Consider the following 18,129-nt stretch of genomic DNA (forward strand, 5'->3'; position numbering starts at 1 on the left):
CCGGGAAGTTATCCACAGGCTCGGGCGGGTGTCGGACGCGGGCGGTAGCGTCATGTGTGTCCGAACGAGGGGTGGTGGGGGCCGTGCGGCGATGTGCGGGTGTGCTGGTCATGGGCTGGCTGGCGGTGCTGTTGGCCGGCGGTGCGGCCCACGCCGCGGGTCCTGCCGCCGGGGCCCAGGCGCGGGCCTCGGCGGCCGTCACACCCTCCGCTGACGCGCCGCCCGGCAGGACCGCGTACGTCGCCGGGCAGCTGCGGAAGAACCCGGTCTACATCAGCGACCAGATGCCTCGCGAGGTCCCCCGCTCGACCGCCCCCGATTTCGCCGCGCAGGCCAAACGCCTGGGCGTCCCCGTGTACGTCATGGTGATGCCCGACGCGGCGCTGAGCGTCGACGGCGCCGGGTTCATCGCCGGGGTGCACGACCGGCTGGGCCGCGCGGGCCTGTACGTGGTGGTGAGCGGCCCCGGAATGCCGCAGGTACAGACGTACGGCGTCGATCTGCCCGGCGCCAAGGACGCCGCCCGCGCGACGCTCTACGGCCTGTCGTACGACGCCACGCCACGCGAGTCCTTCCACTACTTCGTCGACGTGCTCGCCTCAGGGAAGGCCCACGAGCGGTACGTGGCCGCCCGCGCCGAGTACGGCGGCGACGACTCGTCCGAGCCGCCGAAGCTGCACATCGGCCTCACCGACCGCAGGAACCAGAGCTTCGTCTCGGGCATCGCGATCACCGGAATCCCGCTCTCCGCCCTGCTCGTGGTGGGATACGTCCGCCGCAGGAGACGGCTGCGCCACACGCCCGCCGCCGCGGAGCGGATCCCGGCGGCGCGCGGCGGACGGGGACCTGCCGCGTCCGGTGTCACCCTGCGCAAACCGGGCGCCGCGGACGGCAAACCAGGCGCCGCGGACGGCAGGCCGGGCCGCGGGCCGGCGCCCGCCACGCAGCCGGACCGCGGCCGGACCGCCAGGTGGGCCCGCGCCTCGACCGCCGGACTCCTGCTGGCGGCGCTCGCCCTCTCCGGCGCACTCGCCTTCACCGCATCGCAGGTCTTCGACGAGCGCACATCCGGGGACGGTTCACACCCCACCGCCGCCGACATGAGGGCCCGCACCGACCGGGTGGCCGCCGGGCTGCGCCGCGACCCGCTCTACACCGATCCGGAGAGCGAACCGGTGCTCGGCACCGCCGAGCGCGCCCGGCTGCGGGAGCATCTCGTCGCACTGCACGTCCCGGTGCTGATCGCGGCGGTCCCGAGCCTGTCCGATGACGAATCGGGCGGCGACGCCGAGCTGTTCGCCAAGTCGCTGCACGACCGGCTGCGCCGGGACGCCGTGCTCGTCGTCGCCGACCCGCTGTCCGGCTCCATCGACGTCGCCAACTACGGCGCACCGGTCAGCACCCCGTACCTCGACAAGCGCCCGCAGTACCTCTCCTTCACCTCGTCCGAAGACCACGCCCTGGGCTCCCGGCTCGACAAGCTGCTCGGCTACGTCGCCAAGTCCCCGCCCGCCGAGGCGGGCAGCGTGCCGTATGCGCCGGAGCCCGCCGATGACCCGGTCGATGAGCAGGCGCTGCCCGGCCTGTTCGCCACGGACTTCGGCCCCGGGCTGCTGATCGGCGCACTCCTCGCGGTCGCGGTGCTCGGACTGGTGGCGCTGGGACGGATGGCGGGCGGCGTCATCGTCCGCCGCGTCGGGCGCCGCGCGGGTTCCGCCGCGGCGCCCGGCGCGCCGACGCCGCCCGATGCACCCGACGAACCCTCGACGGCGTGGCTGCGGCGCACCGCCAGGCAGGAGGTCGACGCTCTCACCGCCGCGCTGGAGACCGTGTCCGGGCTGCCCGAGCGGTCCCGGCGCCAGGCGTGGGAGTGCCTGGACGCCGCGGCCCTGCTGATCGACGGCGACAGCGACGGCCGGATCGACGCGGATGCCCCACCGGCCTCCCTCGCCTGCGCCATCGCGCTGGCCCTGGCGGGCCGGGCGGCCGTCGCGGGTCCGGCCGCCCCGCAGCAGCTGTGCCACCGCAACCCGCTGCACGGCGTCGCGCACGGCACCCGCCGGATACGCCCGCCGGGCAGCGGCCGGGCCCGCTCGCTGCCGGTGTGCGCGGCGTGCCGCGGCGTCCCGGGGAAGGTGCTGCGGCTGGGCCCCACGCCGGACGCGGGCCGGGCCGGCCATGTCCCGTATTCCGCCGTCCCCGGGCCGCTGGCCGCGCTCGCCGACGGCACAGGAATCGATCAACTCACCCGCGATGTACGGGAGTACTTCGGTGTTCACTGACCCCCGCCACCACCCCGCGCGGCCCGCGGCCCCGCACCGCGTGCGGCCCGCCGTGCGCCGTCCGCTGCGTACCGCCGCCGCGCTCGCCGTCGCGTCGGCGTCCCTCGTCTGGTGCGCGGCGGCCCCGGGGGCAGCCGCCGAGAGTCCGGGGCAGAAGATCGCCGAGGCGCTGCGCACCTCCCCCGTCTACGTCGATCCGTCACTGGCGTCGGCGGTCGGCACGGCCGAGCAGAAGAAGCTGGCCGCCCGGATCCGCGGCACGAAGCTGCCGATCCGCGTCGTGCTGGTGCCGCTGGTCGAAGGGGACAGCTGGGGCGGCGATCCCGGACAGCTTGCCGACGTGGTCCACGACCGGATGGGCAACGACCCGGCCATCATCATCACGCTCGGCGAGTTGCACGACGACATCGCCGCCAAGGAGTGGCCGAGCGGCGCGCATCAGGCCGAGCGGGCCGCCTCCGCGGTCTTCCATCAGGACGACATGGACCACGCGGGCACGGCCCGCCGGATCGAGCGCGCGATCGACATCATCGAGGCGGGCGACGGCGAGAAGGAGTACGAGAAGGCCATCGCCGACCTCAACTCCCCCGGCGCGCCTGCCGACGGCAAGGAGGGCACGGGTGCCCGTTCCTCCGGTTCGCCCGTCACGCGGATACTCACCCTGGTGGCCGGGCCGCTGCTGCTGATCGCCGCGGCCGGGCTGCTGTTGCGGCGCCGTTCCCGGCTGCGGGACCTGTCCACGCCGTTCGCGCTGCCGCGCTCGGTGTTCGCAGCGGCCCGCCGTGCCGACGAGTCCGGACTGCGGGACCGCGCCGCCGAAGAAGTGGTGCGGCTCGGCGAGGAGGCGCGCGCCGCCCGGGGCGAGCCGACGGCCATCGAGCGGGCCCTAGACGCCTATGCGGCGGCCGGCACGGTGCTGGACCGCTCGCGGGGCGTGCCGGACCTGGCCGGGGTGTTCGCGCTGATAGCCGAGGGCCGGGCGGCGCTCGCGCACGACCAGGACCCGCTGCCGCTGTGCTTCTTCCACCCGCTGCACGGCCCGGCAGCCCGCCGCATACCCTGGCGCCCGCTCGGCCGCCGCGAACAGCTGCGGGTGGCCGCCTGCGAGGGCTGCATACGCGCCGTACGGGCCCGCCGCGCCCCGGAGGTCCTCACGGACCACGCCGACGGCCGCCCCGTCCCGTACTTCGAGGCCCCCGCCGACCGCAGCCTCTGGGCCGCCACCGGCTACGGCTCGCTGCTCGCCGCCGCGCCCACGGAGGATTCCCTCACCGCCCGGGTCCAACGCGGCGACTTCACCCGGACGTTGGGGTAGCGGCGGCCGACGGCGCGTGCGCCCGCGGCCGGAGCGGTCCCTCGTCCGGTCCCGACGAACCGAGGGGTCAGCGTGACGTGGCGAAGGCGGCACGCAGTATGGATCCGTTGACGAGGAAGGCAGTTGCGGCGAGGGCGAGGGCGCAGGTGGCCTGCGCCACGGCGAACCACGCCGGGCAGATACCGGGGATCAGGTCCACGGCAACGATCGCGAGCGGCATGACGACCGAGATGATGCGCACCCGCTGGTAGGCCCACCGCGCTCCCCGTGCGGCGAGGACGGTCAGCCAGTAGGTCACCGCGGCGCTCGCGAGCACTCCGGCGGACCGGCCCCAGAGGAACGAGGTCACCGGGTGCCCGGTGAGCGCGAGGACGGCGACGGTGATGAGGACTGCGGCGCTGAGCGCGCCGTAGACCGCGACGAGCATCTTCGCCTTGCCGAAGGCCCGTTGGGTGTGCGGCCGGCTGAGGTGGTCGGTCCCGGTCTTGGTGTGGCTGACGGTTTCCATGTCTCTGTCTCTCTCATCCCTGGTGATCTTCGGTGTGGCATCGACGTTAGGAATCCCGTGGACGGCGCGGTATGGGCGTGGACGTACGGGGTGGTGGGGCCAGACCCACTACTGAGCCGATCCGTGGGGTGGCGGGCTCGGAGCGGTGCAAAGTGGTTTCACCGAGCCGTACCGGCCGGACCGGCAGGACCGGCCGGACCGGCGCACCGGCAGGACCGGCCGGACCGGCGCACCGGCAGGACCGGCCGGACCGGCGCACCGGCAGGACCGGCCGGACCGGCGCACCGTGGAAGGCACGAGTGCCAAGGGGCCGGGGTGATGAAGGAGAAGGAAGGGTCATGCGACAGATGAGGTCGTGGGTCGCGGATGCCTGCGTGGGATTCGTGCGCGGGTGCGTGCTGGCGGTCGTCAGCATGCTGATCCCGGCCGTGTGGGTCGCCGCCGTGGCGCTGCCGGTCCGGTGGCTGGGAAACCCGTGGTTGTGCATACCGACGTTCGTGTGGGCGTCTCTGGGCACGTTCGCCCTGTCCCGTGTGGTCTGCCGGGTGTTCCGTTCCCTCGTCGCGAAGTGGCAGGGCACCGTCATTCCCGCCGGATACCGGCAGGCTCCGCCGGTGGTGCGGATGTCCACCGGGTACTGGTGGAACGGTTTCTCCTACTCGCGCAGCAGCCGGGACGCCCACCGGGAGCAGCGGTGGCGGCTCCGCTGGAGCGACCCCGCGACGTGGCGTGATCTGCGGTTCACGGGGATCGCGCCGGTCACCGTGGGCGTGCTCGCGGCCGTCCCGCCGGCCGGGGTCGTGGCGGCGGTCATCGGGTTCGCCCAGCCGACGCTCTCCATGCGTCTTGCCGGGGCGCTCTGCCTGGCCGTGTCCTTCGGCTGCGCCCCGTACGCCTGGCGGTCCGCCGGGCCGGTGGCCGTCCGCTTCCTGGGCGCGTCGTCCGCGATGGCGCTGGCGGACCGGGTGGACGAACTGACGGCCCAGCGCGCGGACACGACGATCGCGCAGGCCGCCGAGATCCGCCGGATCGAGCGGGACCTGCACGACGGAGCGCAGGCCCGCCTGGTCGCGCTCGGGCTCTCCTTGGCGACCGCGGAGAAGCTGCTGGAAACCGACCCCGACCAGGCCAGGGCGCTGATGCGGGAGGCGCGGGCGGGCGCCGCCACATCACTGACCGAGCTGCGCGAACTGGTCAAGGGCATCAACCCCCCGGTGCTGAACGAGCGCGGACTCATCGACGCCGTGCGCGCCTTTGCCCTGGACAGCCCGCTCGAAGTGACGGTCAGCGCCGATGTTCAGCTGCGGGTGGACCCGCCGATCGAGTCCGCCGTGTACTTCGGCATCGCGGAACTGGTGACCAACGCGGTCAAGCACGCGCAGGCGACCCGGGCGGGGATCGCCATCTCCCGGGACGGCACCGGCATCGTCGTCGACATCGAGGACGACGGCCGGGGCGGGGCCTGCGTGCGAGCCGGTGGCGGACTTGCGGGGCTGCGCCGCCGCCTCGCGGTCTTCGACGGCACCCTGGAGGTCACCAGCCCGGCAGGCGGGCCGACTCACGTGAAGATGGTGGTGCCATGCGCATCGTTGTAGCGGAAGACCTCTACCTCCTGCGGGACGGGATGGTCCGCCTCATCGAGGCGTACGGACACCAGGTGGTGGCGACGGCGGCCACCGGACCCGAGACCCTCGACGCGCTGCTGACCTGGCGGCCTGACGTGTCCCTCGTCGACGTCCGCATGCCGCCGACGCAGTCGGACGAGGGACTGCGCGCGGCGCTCGCCGCCCGCGGCCAACTCCCGGGACTGCCGGTCCTGATCCTCTCTCAGCACGTCGAGCAGCTCTATGCCCGCGAGCTGCTGGCCGACGGCGCCGGCGGCATCGGCTATCTCCTCAAGGAGAGTGTGTTCCACGCCGATCAGTTCATCGACGCACTGGAACGCGTCGCTGGTGGCGGGACCGCCATGGACCCGGCCGTCATCGCCAAACTGCTCTCCAGCGGACCGTCGAACCGGCGGCTCGGGCAGCTCACCGAACGCGAGAACTCCGTGCTCGCCCTCATGGCCGAAGGGCTGTCCAACCAGGCCATCGGCCGGCGGCTCTTCCTCAGCGAAAGCGCCATCAGCAAGTACACCACCTCGCTGTTCGGCAAGCTCGGCATCACCGACGACGACAACAGCAACCGCCGCGTCCGCGCGGTCCTCGCCTACCTGAACGAGCCCTGACGCGCCTGCCGGACCCGGTTCCGGGCCCGGCAGGCCGCGCGGCCCACGAACGAGAAGGCCGGGCGCCCGCCCTCACGCGGCGCCCGCCCTCACACCGCGGGCAGCCCGTAGATCTCGTCCCCATGGGTGGCCAGCAGGCGCCTGCCGGATGCGACGACGTGCCACTGCTCCATGTTCCCTGCGCCGTCGTTGTAGTGCCAACGCGCCTTGCCGGTCATGGGGTTGAACGCGAAAATGCCGCCGGCGTCGTCGTACGAAGCGCCGTAGAGGGTGTCGCCGACCCGCACGAACTCCGTGGGTGCGCGGCGCGCGCCGACGTCCTCGCACAGCCACAGCTTCTTGCCGCGCGCCGGGTCCACCGCCCAGACCCCGCCACTGTGGTCACCGGCGTAGAGCACGCCGCCGACCACCATCGGCTGGTAGAAGCTGAGCCGCCCGGCCGAGGAGAGCGACCAGGCGTCCTTGCCGTTGGCGAGGTGTACGGCCCGCAGCCGTTCGCCGCCGAGGAAGATCCGCTGGGCGTGTACGGCGGGGCGCCAGGCGATGTCGTCGCCGATCTTCCTGGTCCACAGCTGCCGGCCGTCGGCGGCGTCCCGCACCGTCACGTTCTTGCGCCCGTCGGTGTAGACGAGCCGGCCGCCCGCCACGACACCTTCGAGGTCGTAGTCCTGGGTGCCCTTGTCCCGCGGCTTCTTCCAATCCACCTTCAGGGAGCGGATGTTGATGGCGGCGATGGCGGTGAGGTGGACGGTGGTGTCCTCGGTGCGCACCTGCGCGATGACGTAGATCCGCTGCTGATCGGCGGCGAGGATGCGCTGGACGGTCAGGTCGCCGCCGAGCCGGCTCCGCCATGCCTCCTTGCCGGTGCCGGGGTCGAGGCCGATGACGTCCCCGTCGTATTCCGTGCTGACGAGGAAGAGTTTGCCGTCGGCGAGGATGAGCGGGGCGCCGGCCGGGGCCACGCCCTTGCGGGTCCATACGGCCTTGCCGTCGGTGGCGCGGCGGGCGACGAGCGGGTCGCCGCTGATGAGCAGCAGACCGTTGTGTGCGAGGAGCGGCAGGTCGCTGCTGATGCTGTCGGTCTCGGCGGTGCGGTGCCACAGCACCTGGGGGGCCGTGCCGGGCGGCGGGGTGGTGAACTTCTCCGCCTGCGCGTCGCCCGCCGGGGCGCTGCCCGGCCCCTTGGCCGGGTCGTCGGACCTCGCGGTCAGTGCCCACACGCCGCCACCGCCGACGACGGCCACTCCGGCAGCGGCGGCTGCGGCGAGCCCGAAGAAGCGCCGTCGGGACGGCTGCGCGGCGCCGCCCGCGGTGTCGCCCGTGGGGCTGCCGGTGCCGACGGCGGTGGCCGCGTACGCGGGGAGGGCGGGGGTCGGCGCGCCGCTGCCGTGCCCGCCGTCGTGCCCGTGCCCGCCGCCCGCGGTGCCGTACGCGCCCGGGGCGGTGCCCGGCCCCGCCCCCGGCCCCGCCCCCGCCCCCGATCCCGTTCCCCCGCTCGCGCCCCCGCCGAACACATACGTCGGCGCCGAGCCGAATCCGGGCGGTGCCGCCGGGGCGGCGCCCTGGCTCGGTGCCGGTGTGCCGTGCTCCGGGGTTTCCAGGTCGAGGATGCGGGCGGCGTGCGTGGCGATGGTCGAAGAGACGGCGCCCGGCAGCCAGTTGGCGAAGGCGGCGCCGGTGCCGTCGGGGGCCAGCGCCTCCCGCACCTGCGCGGGGGTAGGGCGCTGCGCGGGGTCGCGGTGCAGGCAGGCGGTCACGAGGTCGATGAGGTGGCCGGGGACTCCGGTGAGGTCCGGCTCGCCGTGCACGACTTGGTAGAGCACCGCCGCCGGGGTCGTGTCGCCGTACGCGGTGCGGCCGGTGGCGGCGTAGGCGAGCACCGCACCGAGGGCGAAGATGTCGCCCGCCGTGCCGACCGGCTGTCCCAGGGCCTGCTCGGGCGGTATGTAGCCGGGTGAGCCGACGACCACGCCGGTCTGCGTCATGCGGTCGCCGTCGACGGCGCGTGCGATACCGAAGTCGATGACCCGCGGGCCGTCGGCCGCCAGCAGCACGTTGGACGGCTTGAGGTCGCGGTGCACGAGGCCGACGGCGTGGATGTCGGTGAGCGCGGCGGCGAGCCCTGCGCCCAGGGCGCGGACGCTGTGTTCGGGCAACGCGCCGTGTTCATCGATGACTTCGGTGAGCGAGGGGCCCAGGACGAAGGCGGTGGCGAGCCAGGGCAGCGCCGCCTCGGTGTCGGCGTCGACGACGGGTGCCGTGTAGCGGCCCGACACCGCGCGGGCTATCTCGACCTCCTGCCGGAACCGCCCGCGGAACGCGGTGTCCTGGGCCAGGTCGGGCCGTACGACCTTGACCGCGACGGTGCGTCCGCCGGCCGACCGCGCCAGGTAGACCCGGCCCATGCCACCCGCGCCGATGCGGCCCAACAGGCGGTACGGCCCTAGGGATTGCGGGTCGTCCGGAAGCAAGGGGTCCATCGGGTGGCCTTCCACGTCGGTCGGTGAGGGCGCGGCAGTGTGCGTCACACCGCGCCGCGGGTGACCGGCGCACCGGAGCAGTGCATCGTAACGTCGGCCGAAATCCGGGCCCCCCTTGGCTCGAAACGGCGGCGGGGCGCGGGGACTTCCGCGCTCCCGCCGCCCCTCACCCCGGCACGGCCGCGTGCAGGAACGGTTCTACGGCCCGGCGCCACGCCTCGGGCTGTTCCCAGGGCAACAGGTGCCCGGCGTCGGGTATTTCGGCGTAGGCGCCGCGCGGCAGCACCCGGACCATCTCCTGGGCCTCGGCCCGGCCCAGCTCACCGTCCAGACCGCGGACGACGAGGCTGGGGCAGCTGACGTGCGCCAGCTCCTCCCAGTGGGCGTCGTGCACCCAGCTCTCGCGGACGGTGAGCATCTGCCGCCGGGAGAAGACGGGGCGCCAGCCGTCGGCGCTCTCGGCCATCACCTCGGCGAAGAACTCGCCGCGGGCCGGCCGGGGCCGCTCCAGCGTCGGGTCCTCCTCGCCGAACCAGGTGCGGACGTCCGCGAGGGTGGTGAAGGGCAGCGGCCAGGTGCCGAACCACTCGGTCCATTCGCGTTGCGAGGCCGCGCCGAGCGCGGAGGCCCGCATGTCGCAGATGACCAGGGCGCTGACCAGGTCGGGGCGGCGGGCCGCGAGCTGCCACGCCGTCAGCGCGCCCATGGCGTGGCCGATGAGGGTGACGGGCGCGAGGCCGAGCTGTTCGATGGCGGCTATCGCGTCGTCGACGTAGGCCGCGCGGTCGAAGGGGCCCTCGGGCGGCTTCTCGCTGCGGCCGTGGCCGCGCTGGTCGAGGCCGACGGGGCGGTGCCGCGCGCTCAGCCAGCGGGCGGTGCCGGCCCAGTGCGCCGCGCGGCCCATCAGGCCGTGGAGCAGCAGTACGCCCGGCCGCTGTTCGGTCTCCTCCAGCCCGCCGCCGGTCTTGGGCGGGTCGGTGAACTCCCAGGCCGCGAGCTGCACGCCGCCGGCCCCTGTCACATCGATGCGCCGCACCATGTGCCCTGGCACCCCCAATCGTCCGTTGAGCAGCCCCACACTATCGAACCCTTATTCGAACACGGCGGTCTCGTACGCAAGTCCCCTCGTTCGGGTGACAGCGCTCAGGGGTAGACGGAGCCCGCCCAGGGGAGACAGCTACAGGGAGGCGGGCCCTACCGGGAAGGGGGCCCGTCCCGCAGGACCCTGGGAGCTCGGGGCTCCGGGTCTTGACGGGGGAACATGGGGAGGCGGGGCCTCGGCTGCTCGCAGCGCCGGGGCCCCGTTCACACCCCGGCACCGGACACCGCACCCCGGCCTCCGGATCCGGCGCGGCACATCCCCGACGCGACACAGCACCCCGCACGCGCGGCGGACCCGGTGACCGCATCCACGCTCCTCCCCGTCTCCGGAGAACGAAGCGCGCGACCGTCGCACCCCGTACGCATCCCGCGCGTACGGGCCCGGCCGCTCTGCCGCCCCGCCTCACGTCCCGGTGTCCCACACCCCGCGCACCGGCGCCGGTGCGCGCCCGTGCCTGACACCACCGTCCGCACCCCGCGCGCCGCCGACACCACCCGAAGGGGCCGTACCCCGACGCAGAGGTGCGTCGCGTCAGACTGGCACGCCGTTGACGCCACCGCTCGGATTCCCACAATTTCGTTCACCGTTCACCTGCGACACAGCCCGCCGAACGGCGCGTCGGCGCAGCTCAGCGGGCTGATGAGGAAGCGGAAGGATTTTGTGGGAAAACGAGGTGGAAAGCGGTGACCGGCCGGGGCCGGCCGCCTCAGCGCTTGGCGACGAAGACGTGCGCGGCGATCTCGGAGTCCAGCTCGGCGGCCTCGCCGCTGCTGCCGACCAGCACTCCGGCCGGCGACTCCGTCACGCTCACCACCGCGCCCGGCTGCACCCCGGCCCGCCGCAGCGTGTACATCAGCTGGGCGTCCGCCTGGATGGGCTCGCCGATCCTGCGCACCACGACCGTCTTGCCGTCGGGCCCGGCGTCCAGGTCCATCAGGCTGACCATGCCGGCGTCCAGGAACGGATCCGCCTCCGACTGCTCACCCAGCTCCTCAAGCCCCGGAATGGGGTTGCCGTACGGCGATTCCGTCGGATGCCGCAGCAGCTCCACGACGCGGCGCTCGACCGCCTCGCTCATCACGTGCTCCCAGCGGCACGCCTCGGCGTGCACCTGCTCCCATTCGAGCCCGATGACGTCGACGAGCAGGCATTCGGCGAGGCGGTGCTTGCGCATCACCCGGGTCGCCAGCATGCGGCCCTCTTCCGTCAGCTCCAGATGCCGGTCGCCCGCTACGGACAGCAGGCCGTCCCGCTCCATGCGCGCCACGGTCTGGCTGACCGTCGGGCCGCTCTGTTCGAGTCGCTCCGCGATCCGGGCGCGCATCGGGACCACGCCTTCCTCTTCGAGTTCGAGGATGGTGCGGAGATACATCTCCGTGGTGTCGATCAGTCCGGACATGCGTGCCCCTTGATGTGTCGTGCGGTGGCCCTGAACTCAATTCTGACGCATCCCACCGACAACGGTGCCGTCCCGGCCGTCCGCGGACGTCGCGCCCGTATTGACAGGGCACTGGTCCAGACCGCAACGTGATCCGCGCCACGTGTGCCCCTCGGGTGTCGCGGGCGAGAATCCATCGACTTTTTCGACGAAATTCGGCGCGATACGGCGAAATTCGACGAAATCCGACGAGAGAGGCCCGCGGGAATGGCTGAGAGTGACCGGCTTGCCGGGCAGTACTTCGATGCCGCGATCGATCTGTTGCGACAGGTGCGCGACGAAGAGGGTACGTCGATCACGGCCGCCGGGCGACTGATCGCCGACACCGTCGAGGCGGGCGGCCGGATCTTCTCCTTCGGCGCAGGCCACTCCTCGCTCCCCGCTCAGGACACCGTCTACCGCGCGGGCGGCCTCGCCGTCATGAATCTGCTGTCCGTGCCCGGGGTGGTGGGCGTGGACGTCCGCCCGGCGACGCTCGGCAGCGCGCTGGAGCGGGTGGACGGCCTGGCGGGCGCCGTCCTGGACACCAGCCCGGTGGAGCCGGGCGACGTCCTCGTGATCATCTCGCTGTCCGGGCGCAACTCGCTGCCCGTCGAGATGGCGATCAACGCGCGCGCCCTCGGCCTGAAGGTCATCGGCCTGACCTCGGTCGCGTACGCGGACACCACCAAGTCGCGGCACGTATCCGGCAGTTACCTCAAGGACCACTGCGACATCGTGCTGGACAGCCGGATCCCGGTCGGCGACGCGGAGTTGACGCTGCCGGACATCGAGGCGCCGTTCGCGCCCGCCTCCACGGTCGTCACCAGCGCGATCATGCAGGCGGTGGTCGCGACCGCGGCCGGCGAACTGGCCGAGCGGGGCATCGAACCGCCGCTGCTGCGCTCCGGGAACGTCGACGGCGGGCACGAGTGGAACGGCCGGGTGATGCGCGAGTACGCGGACCGGATCTACTACCGGCACTGAAACGGCGGGCCCGGCCCCCTCAGCCCGCCCCCGCCAGGTCCAGGGCCGCGGCGATCCGGGCGGCGACCTCCTCGGCGTAGGAGGCGTCCGCGCGGTCGAAGGGGCGGCGGGCGGGGGTCCGCAGGAACGTCGCGACACCCAGGGTGCGGCCCCGGCTGCGCAGCACCACGCACAGCCCGTGCACCGAGCCTTCCGGCCATTTCCGGTCCGCGGCCCAGCCGTCGTCCGCGTCGTGCCCCGCGCTGGTACGGACCGAGCCGCGCCGCTCGTGCGCCTGGGCGGCGGGGTGCCCCTGCGGGTACGCGACGGGCAGGCCGGGCCCCGGCAGCGCCAGGCAGGGGCCGGGCGATCCGGCCGGGGACGCCAGGGCCCGCACCAGCCGCGGCGGGCCGCCCGTCCGGTCGGCGCCCCCCTCGGGGCCCCCGTCGGAGGCGTCCAGCGGGCCGCCCGCGGCGGCCCCGTCCGGCTGTGCCAGATCGACCAGGCCGTGGTCGGCGAATCCGGCCAGGGCGTAGTCGAGGTGGACGGCGGCTGCCTCCACCGGGTCGGGGCATTCGGCGGCGGCCCGGCCCGCGCGGTGCAGTTGCTGCGAGCGGAAGCGGAGCAGGGCGCCGTCCCTTTCGGCCTGTTTGATGTCGGTGATGTCCTGGAAGAGCCAGGCGACGCCGAGCGGCGACGGTTCCTCGCTGAGCGGCGACGCCAGCCGGACGAAGCCGCTCCGCCAGCACCTGCGGGGGCGTTCGGCCTCCGCCGAGCGCAGCGTCACCCACAGTTCCGCGGGGTCGGGCGGCGCGCCCTGGGCGAGTACATGCTGCACCGCGCCCTCCAGTTCCTCGACGCCCTGCGACAGCAGTTCGCCCAGCGGCCGGCCCAGCAGCGCCGTGCGGCCCGTGCACAGGGCGCGGGCGGCGCGGGCGTTGACGGCGGCGGGCCGCAGGTCGGCGTCGACGAGGACCACGCCCCAGGAGGCGTCGTCGAAGAGCGCTTCACTCAGGGCGATGGAGCGTTCCAGGTCGATCTGGGTGCGGACCTCGCTGAACGCGCAGTAGATGCCGACGGCGCGGCCGTCGTGGCCACGGACGGCCGATGACTGGGTGCGGACCAGGACGCGGTGCCCGTCCTTGGTCAGCAGGGCGTATTCGTGGACCTGGCGGCCCGGGGCGCGCAGAGCCGCCAGGAGGCCGGACTCGACCTCGCCCGCGTCTTCCTTGCGGACCGCCCAGCCGGTCAGCCCCCGGCGGCCGACGGCTTCGGCCGCCGTCCAGCCCAGGATGCTTTCGGCCTCGCGGTTCCAGTGGGTGACCGTGCCGTCGGCGCCGAGGGCGATCAGGGCGGTGTCCATGCCCTCCAGGAGCGCGGCGAGGAGCCCGGAGTCGTCGCCGTACAGCCGATTCCCTGGGTCCGTGCCGGATGGCGGGAGCTGCGGGGCGCCTTCCGGCGGGCCGCCCGGCGCGGTCCCGGAGCGGTGTTCCGCCGAGGAAGCGGACGAAGCGGTCACTGGAAACCCCCTACGAACGCGGTCGCACGTGCTCACCGCGGCTCATTCAACTCGAACGTGACCCAGCCCACATCCGATTCGCGGAAATCGTTGCCGGTGGGAAATTCGGTTGTGGCGGTGCGGGCGCGTTCCTAGGGTGGTGAGCACACGAGAAGGGAGGTGGTTCGGAAGATGATTTCGCACCGGACGCGTGAGGTGGCTGCGGGCTAGGTCCCGTCGCTTCACCCAGTGCAGCGCCGGACCGCGCATACTGCAGATGCGCAGCCGGCCCATTCCCAGCAGTCACCCGACCCGCGGGCTACCGGTTCGTCCGACCGGTCCTTCGCGCCTCATGGCGCGGGGGAAGCAGCCCGCGGGTCGTCTGCGTGTACGGACGGCCCCAGGCACTCACCCGGGCCGTGCCCCCGCCTTCAGGGCGCCAGGCGCTCGATGGCCCAGGTCCCGCCGGTGCGCACGTACCGCAGCCGGTCGTGCAGCCGGTTCTCGCGGCCCTGCCAGAATTCCACCGTCTCGGCGGTGACGCGGTAGCCGCCCCAGTGCGGCGGCGCCGGCACCTGCTCGCCCTCCGGGTAACGCGCCGCCAACTCCTCGTAGGCGTGCTCCAGTTCGGCGCGCGAGGCGACGGGCGAGGACTGATCGCTGGCCCAGGCGCCGAGTTGCGAGCCGTGCGGCCGGGAGCGGAAGTAGGCGGCGGTCTCGTCCCTGCCGATGCGGGCGGCGGTGCCGATGACGATGACCTGGCGGGCCAGCGGGTGCCAGGGGAAGAGCAGCGAGATGTGCGGGTTCTCGCCGAGTTCCCGGCCTTTGCGGCTGGTGTAGTTGGTGAAGAACACGAAGCCGCGGTCGTCGAACGCCTTGAGCAGGACGGTCCGTGAGCTGGGCCGGCCCGCCGCGTCGGCGGTCGAGACGACCATCGCGTTCGGCTCGTGCAATCCGGCCGCCGCCGCGTCCTTGAACCAGCGCGCGAACTGCTCGTGGGGCTCGGCCGCGAGGTCGGGCTCGGTGAGTCCGTCGGCGCGGTACTGGGCGCGCATGGACGAGGGATCGAACGCGGAACGGTCTTCGGGAGAGGGCGCGTCGGCGGGGTGCACGGCCCTCATCTTGCCGTATGGGTCCGCGTACCGGCAGGCCGCGAGGGGGAAAGTCTGCCCCTCGTCGCTCAGGCGTAACCCTCCCGTCGGCGAATCGATCAGTGTGCCGGACGTCACGCTTCCCCGCAGGTGGGGAACCCGCCAAAATCGAGGGGCCGCACACTGTGGACTCCGGACATCGACCACTATCGTGTCCGGGCCGGGTACGCGTCGCGGCCCCGGAGAGCCACCCGTCGGCCCACCGCCTGAGACACCGCACGACACGCACAGCGCCCATGGGCCGTCCCCCCTCGGGCGGAACCGTCGCGTCATCCTTGCCATCGCCGGGCATCCCCGGGGTGACCGGTGCGGACCGCGAGCTGCCAGGCGCAGCCGCGTAACCGCACCGGCGCCGCAGACAGATCCGACCGCACGGCAGCCGGTCACCACGGCCGTTTGCCGTCCCCATCTTGAGGAGCCGCCTGATGTCCGACTTCGTACCCGGACTTGAGGGAGTCGTCGCGTTCGAGACGGAGATCGCCGAACCGGACAAGGAGGGTGGTGCGCTGCGCTATCGCGGGGTCGACATCGAAGACCTCGTGGGGCACGTGACGTTCGAGAAGGTCTGGGGCCTGCTGGTGGACGGGGCGTTCACCCCGGGGCTGCCGCCCGCCGAGCCGTTCCCGATTCCCGTGCACTCCGGTGACATCCGGGTCGATGTGCAGTCGGCGCTCGCCATGCTCGCGCCCGTGTGGGGCCTGAAGCCGCTGCTCGACATCGACGAGCGGACGGCGCGCGACAACCTCGCGCGCGCCGCGGTGATGGCCCTGTCGTACGTGGCGCAGTCGGCGCGCGGGCAGGGCCTGCCGATGGTGCCGCAGCGGGAGATCGACAAGGCGGAGACCGTCGTGGAGCGCTTCATGCGGCGCTGGCGCGGCGAGCCCGACCCCAAGCACGTCGCGGCGGTGGACGCCTACTGGACGTCGGCAGCCGAGCACGGCATGAACGCCTCGACGTTCACCGCCCGGGTCATCGCCTCCACCGGGGCCGATGCCGCCGCCGCGCTGTCCGGGGCGGTCGGTGCGATGTCGGGCCCGCTGCACGGCGGGGCGCCGTCGCGGGTGCTCGGGATGATCGAGGAGATCGAGCGGACCGGCGACGCGGCGGGCTTCGTGCGCAGGGCGCTGGACAACGGCGAGCGGCTGATGGGCTTCGGCCACCGCGTCTACCGTGCCGAGGACCCCCGGGCGCGGGTGCTGCGGCGGACCGCCAAGGAGCTGGACGCACCCCGTTTCGAGGTGGCCGAGGCGCTGGAGCGGGCCGCGCTCGACGAGCTGCACAACCGCCGCCCCGACCGGGTGCTGGCCACGAACGTGGAGTTCTGGGCGGCGATCGTGCTGGACTTCGCCGAGGTCCCTGCGCACATGTTCACGTCGATGTTCACCTGCGCCCGCACGGCGGGCTGGAGCGCGCACATCCTGGAGCAGAAGCGCACCGGGCGGCTCGTACGGCCGTCGGCGCGCTACGTCGGCCCCGGTGCGCGCGACCCGCGGGAGATCACCGGCTACGACGACCCCCACTGACGGCGGCGGCGCGCGGGGCTCGCCAACAGGCGGGCCCCGCACGCCGGTTCAGCCCAGCGCCCGGTTCAGCCCAGCGCCTGGTCCAGCAGCGCGCCCCACTGCGCCACGACCCGCTCGCGCCGTGCCGTGTCGTCGCTGAGCAGCGTGGCGAGCCCCAGCCCACGAGCCATGTCCAGCAGCCCCTGGACGGTCTCCCGGACGCCGGGTACGGATTCGTCCACGCCGAGGAGTTCCACGGCGATGCGGTGGGATTCGCGGCCGACCCTGGCCTCCAGTTCGGTGACGCGGGGGCGCAGCTGTTCCTCGTCGGAAGCGGCGACCCAGAGGTGCAGCGCGGCCCGGAACAGCGGCCCCGTGTAGAGGTCGACGACGGCGGCGACGACGGCCTTGCGGTCGACGGCGCCCGCGGCCCGTTCGGGGAAGAGGTCGCGCAGCGCCTGCGAGCGTTCCTCGGCGACATATTCGACGGCGGCGGTGAACAGGTCCTCGCGGGTGGGGAAGTGGTGCTGGGCCGCGCCCCGGGAGACGCCGGCCCGCTCCGCGACGACGGCGACCGTGGAGCCCGCCCAGCCGTGCTCCGCCAGGCAGGACACGGCGGCTTCCAGCAGCTTGCGCCGGGTGGCGCGGCTGCGTTCCTGCTGCGGTGCCTTGGCGCTGCGCGGCGTGTTCAACGCGCCCATCGCGGGGCCCTCCGCTCCAGGAAGGCGGTCATGCCCTCGCGGGCCTCTTCGGACCCGAAGAGCCGCGCCGACTCCTCGGCCAACGCCTCGGTGTCCCGGTCGAACGCCCGCAGCACCTCGGCCGTGACCAGCTTCTTCGACGCGGCGAGCCCCTGCGGCGAGCCCTTGCGCAGGCCGTCGATGACCGGCGCGAGCCCCGCGTCGACGTCGTCAGGAGCGAGCGTCACCAGACCGATGCGGGCCGCTTCCGCCGCGTCGAACCGTTCGCCCGTCAGGTAGTAGCGCCCGGCGGCGCGCGGGTCGAGGCGCGGCAGCAGCGGCAGCGAGATGACGGCGGGCGCGAGCCCGAGCCGCGCCTCGGTGAACGCGAAGGTGGCGGCTGGACCTGCGGCCGAGATGTCGCAGGCGCCGAGCAGCCCGAGCCCGCCGGCCCTTACGTGTCCCATGACGCGGGCGACGACCGGCGTGGGCAGCTCGACGAGGGCCCGCAGCAGCCGGGCCAGGCCCAGCGGCGCGGACGTCGCGGCGGGCGCGGTGGCCTCGGACAGGTCGGCGCCGGCGCAGAAGGTGGTGCCGGTGTGGGTGAGGACGACGGCGCGGGTGGCGTCGTCGGCGGCGGCCTCGTCCAGCGCCCGGCGCAGCTCGCCGACCAGCCGGGCGGACAACGCGTTGCGGTTGTGCGGCGAGTCCAGGGTGAGGGTGGTGATCCCGCGGTCGCGGGCGACCCGCACGAGCGGTCCGCCGCCCGCTGCGGCGTTCTCGGCCGCTGCGGCGTTCTCGGCGTCGGTGGTGGCGTCGGTCATCAGACCCCAGAACTCCTTTCCCTGGCGCGCAGTTCGCGGCGCCCTCGGAGCGAGCGCAGGCTCGGCGGCCTTCCGAGGGTGACAGCGACAGGGAGAACAATCAAGCGCGCTTGCATGGTTCATCGGTCGGGGCGACGGGTGGTTCGGGGCCGGCCCGCGGGGCATCGGGAACGGCGC

The 18,129-nt window shown here is 73.7% G+C and carries 14 protein-coding genes; 6 read left to right on the forward strand and 8 right to left on the reverse strand.

What is annotated here, in order from left to right:
* Positions 1–56: 56 nt before the first annotated feature.
* Positions 57–2,282, forward strand: coding sequence for a hypothetical protein (locus tag ACGFNI_RS28125; protein WP_393687470.1), 2,226 nt, complete (start codon positions 57–59; stop codon positions 2,280–2,282).
* Positions 2,272–3,597 carry a hypothetical protein gene (locus ACGFNI_RS28130; protein WP_393687471.1) on the forward strand — a complete coding sequence of 442 codons (1,326 nt, stop codon included), beginning with the start codon at positions 2,272–2,274 and terminating at the stop codon, positions 3,595–3,597. The genes ACGFNI_RS28125 and ACGFNI_RS28130 overlap by 11 nt, the downstream gene beginning before the upstream one ends.
* Before the next feature lie 67 nt (positions 3,598–3,664).
* On the opposite strand, the gene ACGFNI_RS28135 is transcribed toward ACGFNI_RS28130, so the two are convergent.
* The gene (locus ACGFNI_RS28135; RefSeq protein WP_393687472.1) at positions 3,665–4,105 is read right to left on the reverse strand and encodes a hypothetical protein; all 441 of its coding nucleotides are present in this window, start codon (positions 4,103–4,105) and stop codon (positions 3,665–3,667) included.
* Positions 4,106–4,443: 338 nt separating this feature from the next.
* Here ACGFNI_RS28135 and ACGFNI_RS28140 point away from each other — a divergent pair, with 338 nt between their 5' ends.
* Together ACGFNI_RS28140 and ACGFNI_RS28145 are read left to right on the forward strand one after the other, a co-directional pair.
* Positions 4,444–5,700: a sensor histidine kinase gene (locus ACGFNI_RS28140; RefSeq protein WP_393687473.1), complete on the forward strand. Its 1,257-nt coding sequence runs from the start codon at positions 4,444–4,446 to the stop codon at positions 5,698–5,700.
* Positions 5,685–6,332, forward strand: coding sequence for a LuxR C-terminal-related transcriptional regulator (locus tag ACGFNI_RS28145; protein WP_393687474.1), 648 nt, complete (start codon positions 5,685–5,687; stop codon positions 6,330–6,332). The genes ACGFNI_RS28140 and ACGFNI_RS28145 overlap by 16 nt, the downstream gene beginning before the upstream one ends.
* Positions 6,333–6,421: 89 nt before the next feature.
* On the opposite strand, the gene ACGFNI_RS28150 is transcribed toward ACGFNI_RS28145, so the two are convergent.
* The 3 genes from ACGFNI_RS28150 to ACGFNI_RS28160 form a co-directional block, all read right to left on the reverse strand.
* On the reverse strand, positions 6,422–8,812 hold the full coding sequence (locus ACGFNI_RS28150; RefSeq protein WP_393687475.1) for a PQQ-binding-like beta-propeller repeat protein: 2,391 nt from the start codon (positions 8,810–8,812) through the stop codon (positions 6,422–6,424).
* A 166-nt stretch (positions 8,813–8,978) separates the two neighbouring features.
* On the reverse strand, positions 8,979–9,851 hold the full coding sequence (locus ACGFNI_RS28155; RefSeq protein ID WP_393687476.1) for an alpha/beta fold hydrolase: 873 nt from the start codon (positions 9,849–9,851) through the stop codon (positions 8,979–8,981).
* 769 nt (positions 9,852–10,620) lie between these two features.
* Complete coding sequence (locus tag ACGFNI_RS28160) at positions 10,621–11,313, reverse strand: metal-dependent transcriptional regulator (RefSeq protein WP_393687477.1); 693 nt, start codon at positions 11,311–11,313, stop codon at positions 10,621–10,623.
* A 246-nt stretch (positions 11,314–11,559) separates the two neighbouring features.
* On the opposite strand from ACGFNI_RS28160, the gene ACGFNI_RS28165 reads away from it, so the two are divergent.
* Complete coding sequence (locus tag ACGFNI_RS28165) at positions 11,560–12,318, forward strand: SIS domain-containing protein (RefSeq protein ID WP_393687478.1); 759 nt, start codon at positions 11,560–11,562, stop codon at positions 12,316–12,318.
* A 19-nt stretch (positions 12,319–12,337) separates the two neighbouring features.
* Here the strand turns inward: ACGFNI_RS28165 and ACGFNI_RS28170 are convergent, their stop codons facing one another.
* Both ACGFNI_RS28170 and pdxH read right to left on the reverse strand, forming a co-directional pair.
* On the reverse strand, positions 12,338–13,816 hold the full coding sequence (locus ACGFNI_RS28170) for a PAS domain-containing protein (RefSeq protein WP_393687479.1): 1,479 nt from the start codon (positions 13,814–13,816) through the stop codon (positions 12,338–12,340).
* Positions 13,817–14,226: 410 nt separating this feature from the next.
* Positions 14,227–14,850, reverse strand: coding sequence for a pyridoxamine 5'-phosphate oxidase (gene pdxH, locus ACGFNI_RS28175; protein ID WP_393687565.1), 624 nt, complete (start codon positions 14,848–14,850; stop codon positions 14,227–14,229).
* Positions 14,851–15,371: 521 nt separating this feature from the next.
* On the opposite strand from pdxH, the gene ACGFNI_RS28180 reads away from it, so the two are divergent.
* Positions 15,372–16,469, forward strand: a complete 1,098-nt coding sequence (locus ACGFNI_RS28180; protein ID WP_393687480.1) for a citrate synthase 2 — start codon at positions 15,372–15,374, stop codon at positions 16,467–16,469.
* Positions 16,470–16,534: 65 nt separating this feature from the next.
* Here the strand turns inward: ACGFNI_RS28180 and ACGFNI_RS28185 are convergent, their stop codons facing one another.
* Together ACGFNI_RS28185 and ACGFNI_RS28190 are read right to left on the reverse strand one after the other, a co-directional pair.
* On the reverse strand, positions 16,535–17,149 hold the full coding sequence (locus ACGFNI_RS28185; RefSeq protein ID WP_393687481.1) for a TetR/AcrR family transcriptional regulator: 615 nt from the start codon (positions 17,147–17,149) through the stop codon (positions 16,535–16,537).
* On the reverse strand, positions 17,137–17,952 hold the full coding sequence (locus ACGFNI_RS28190; RefSeq protein ID WP_393687482.1) for an enoyl-CoA hydratase family protein: 816 nt from the start codon (positions 17,950–17,952) through the stop codon (positions 17,137–17,139). Before ACGFNI_RS28190 ends, ACGFNI_RS28185 begins: the two co-directional genes overlap by 13 nt.
* Between the last annotated feature and the right edge of the window lie 177 nt (positions 17,953–18,129).

Origin of the sequence: Streptomyces sp. NPDC048644 (genome assembly GCF_043199105.1) — a bacterium.
Classification (GTDB): Bacteria; Actinomycetota; Actinomycetes; order Streptomycetales; family Streptomycetaceae; genus Streptomyces.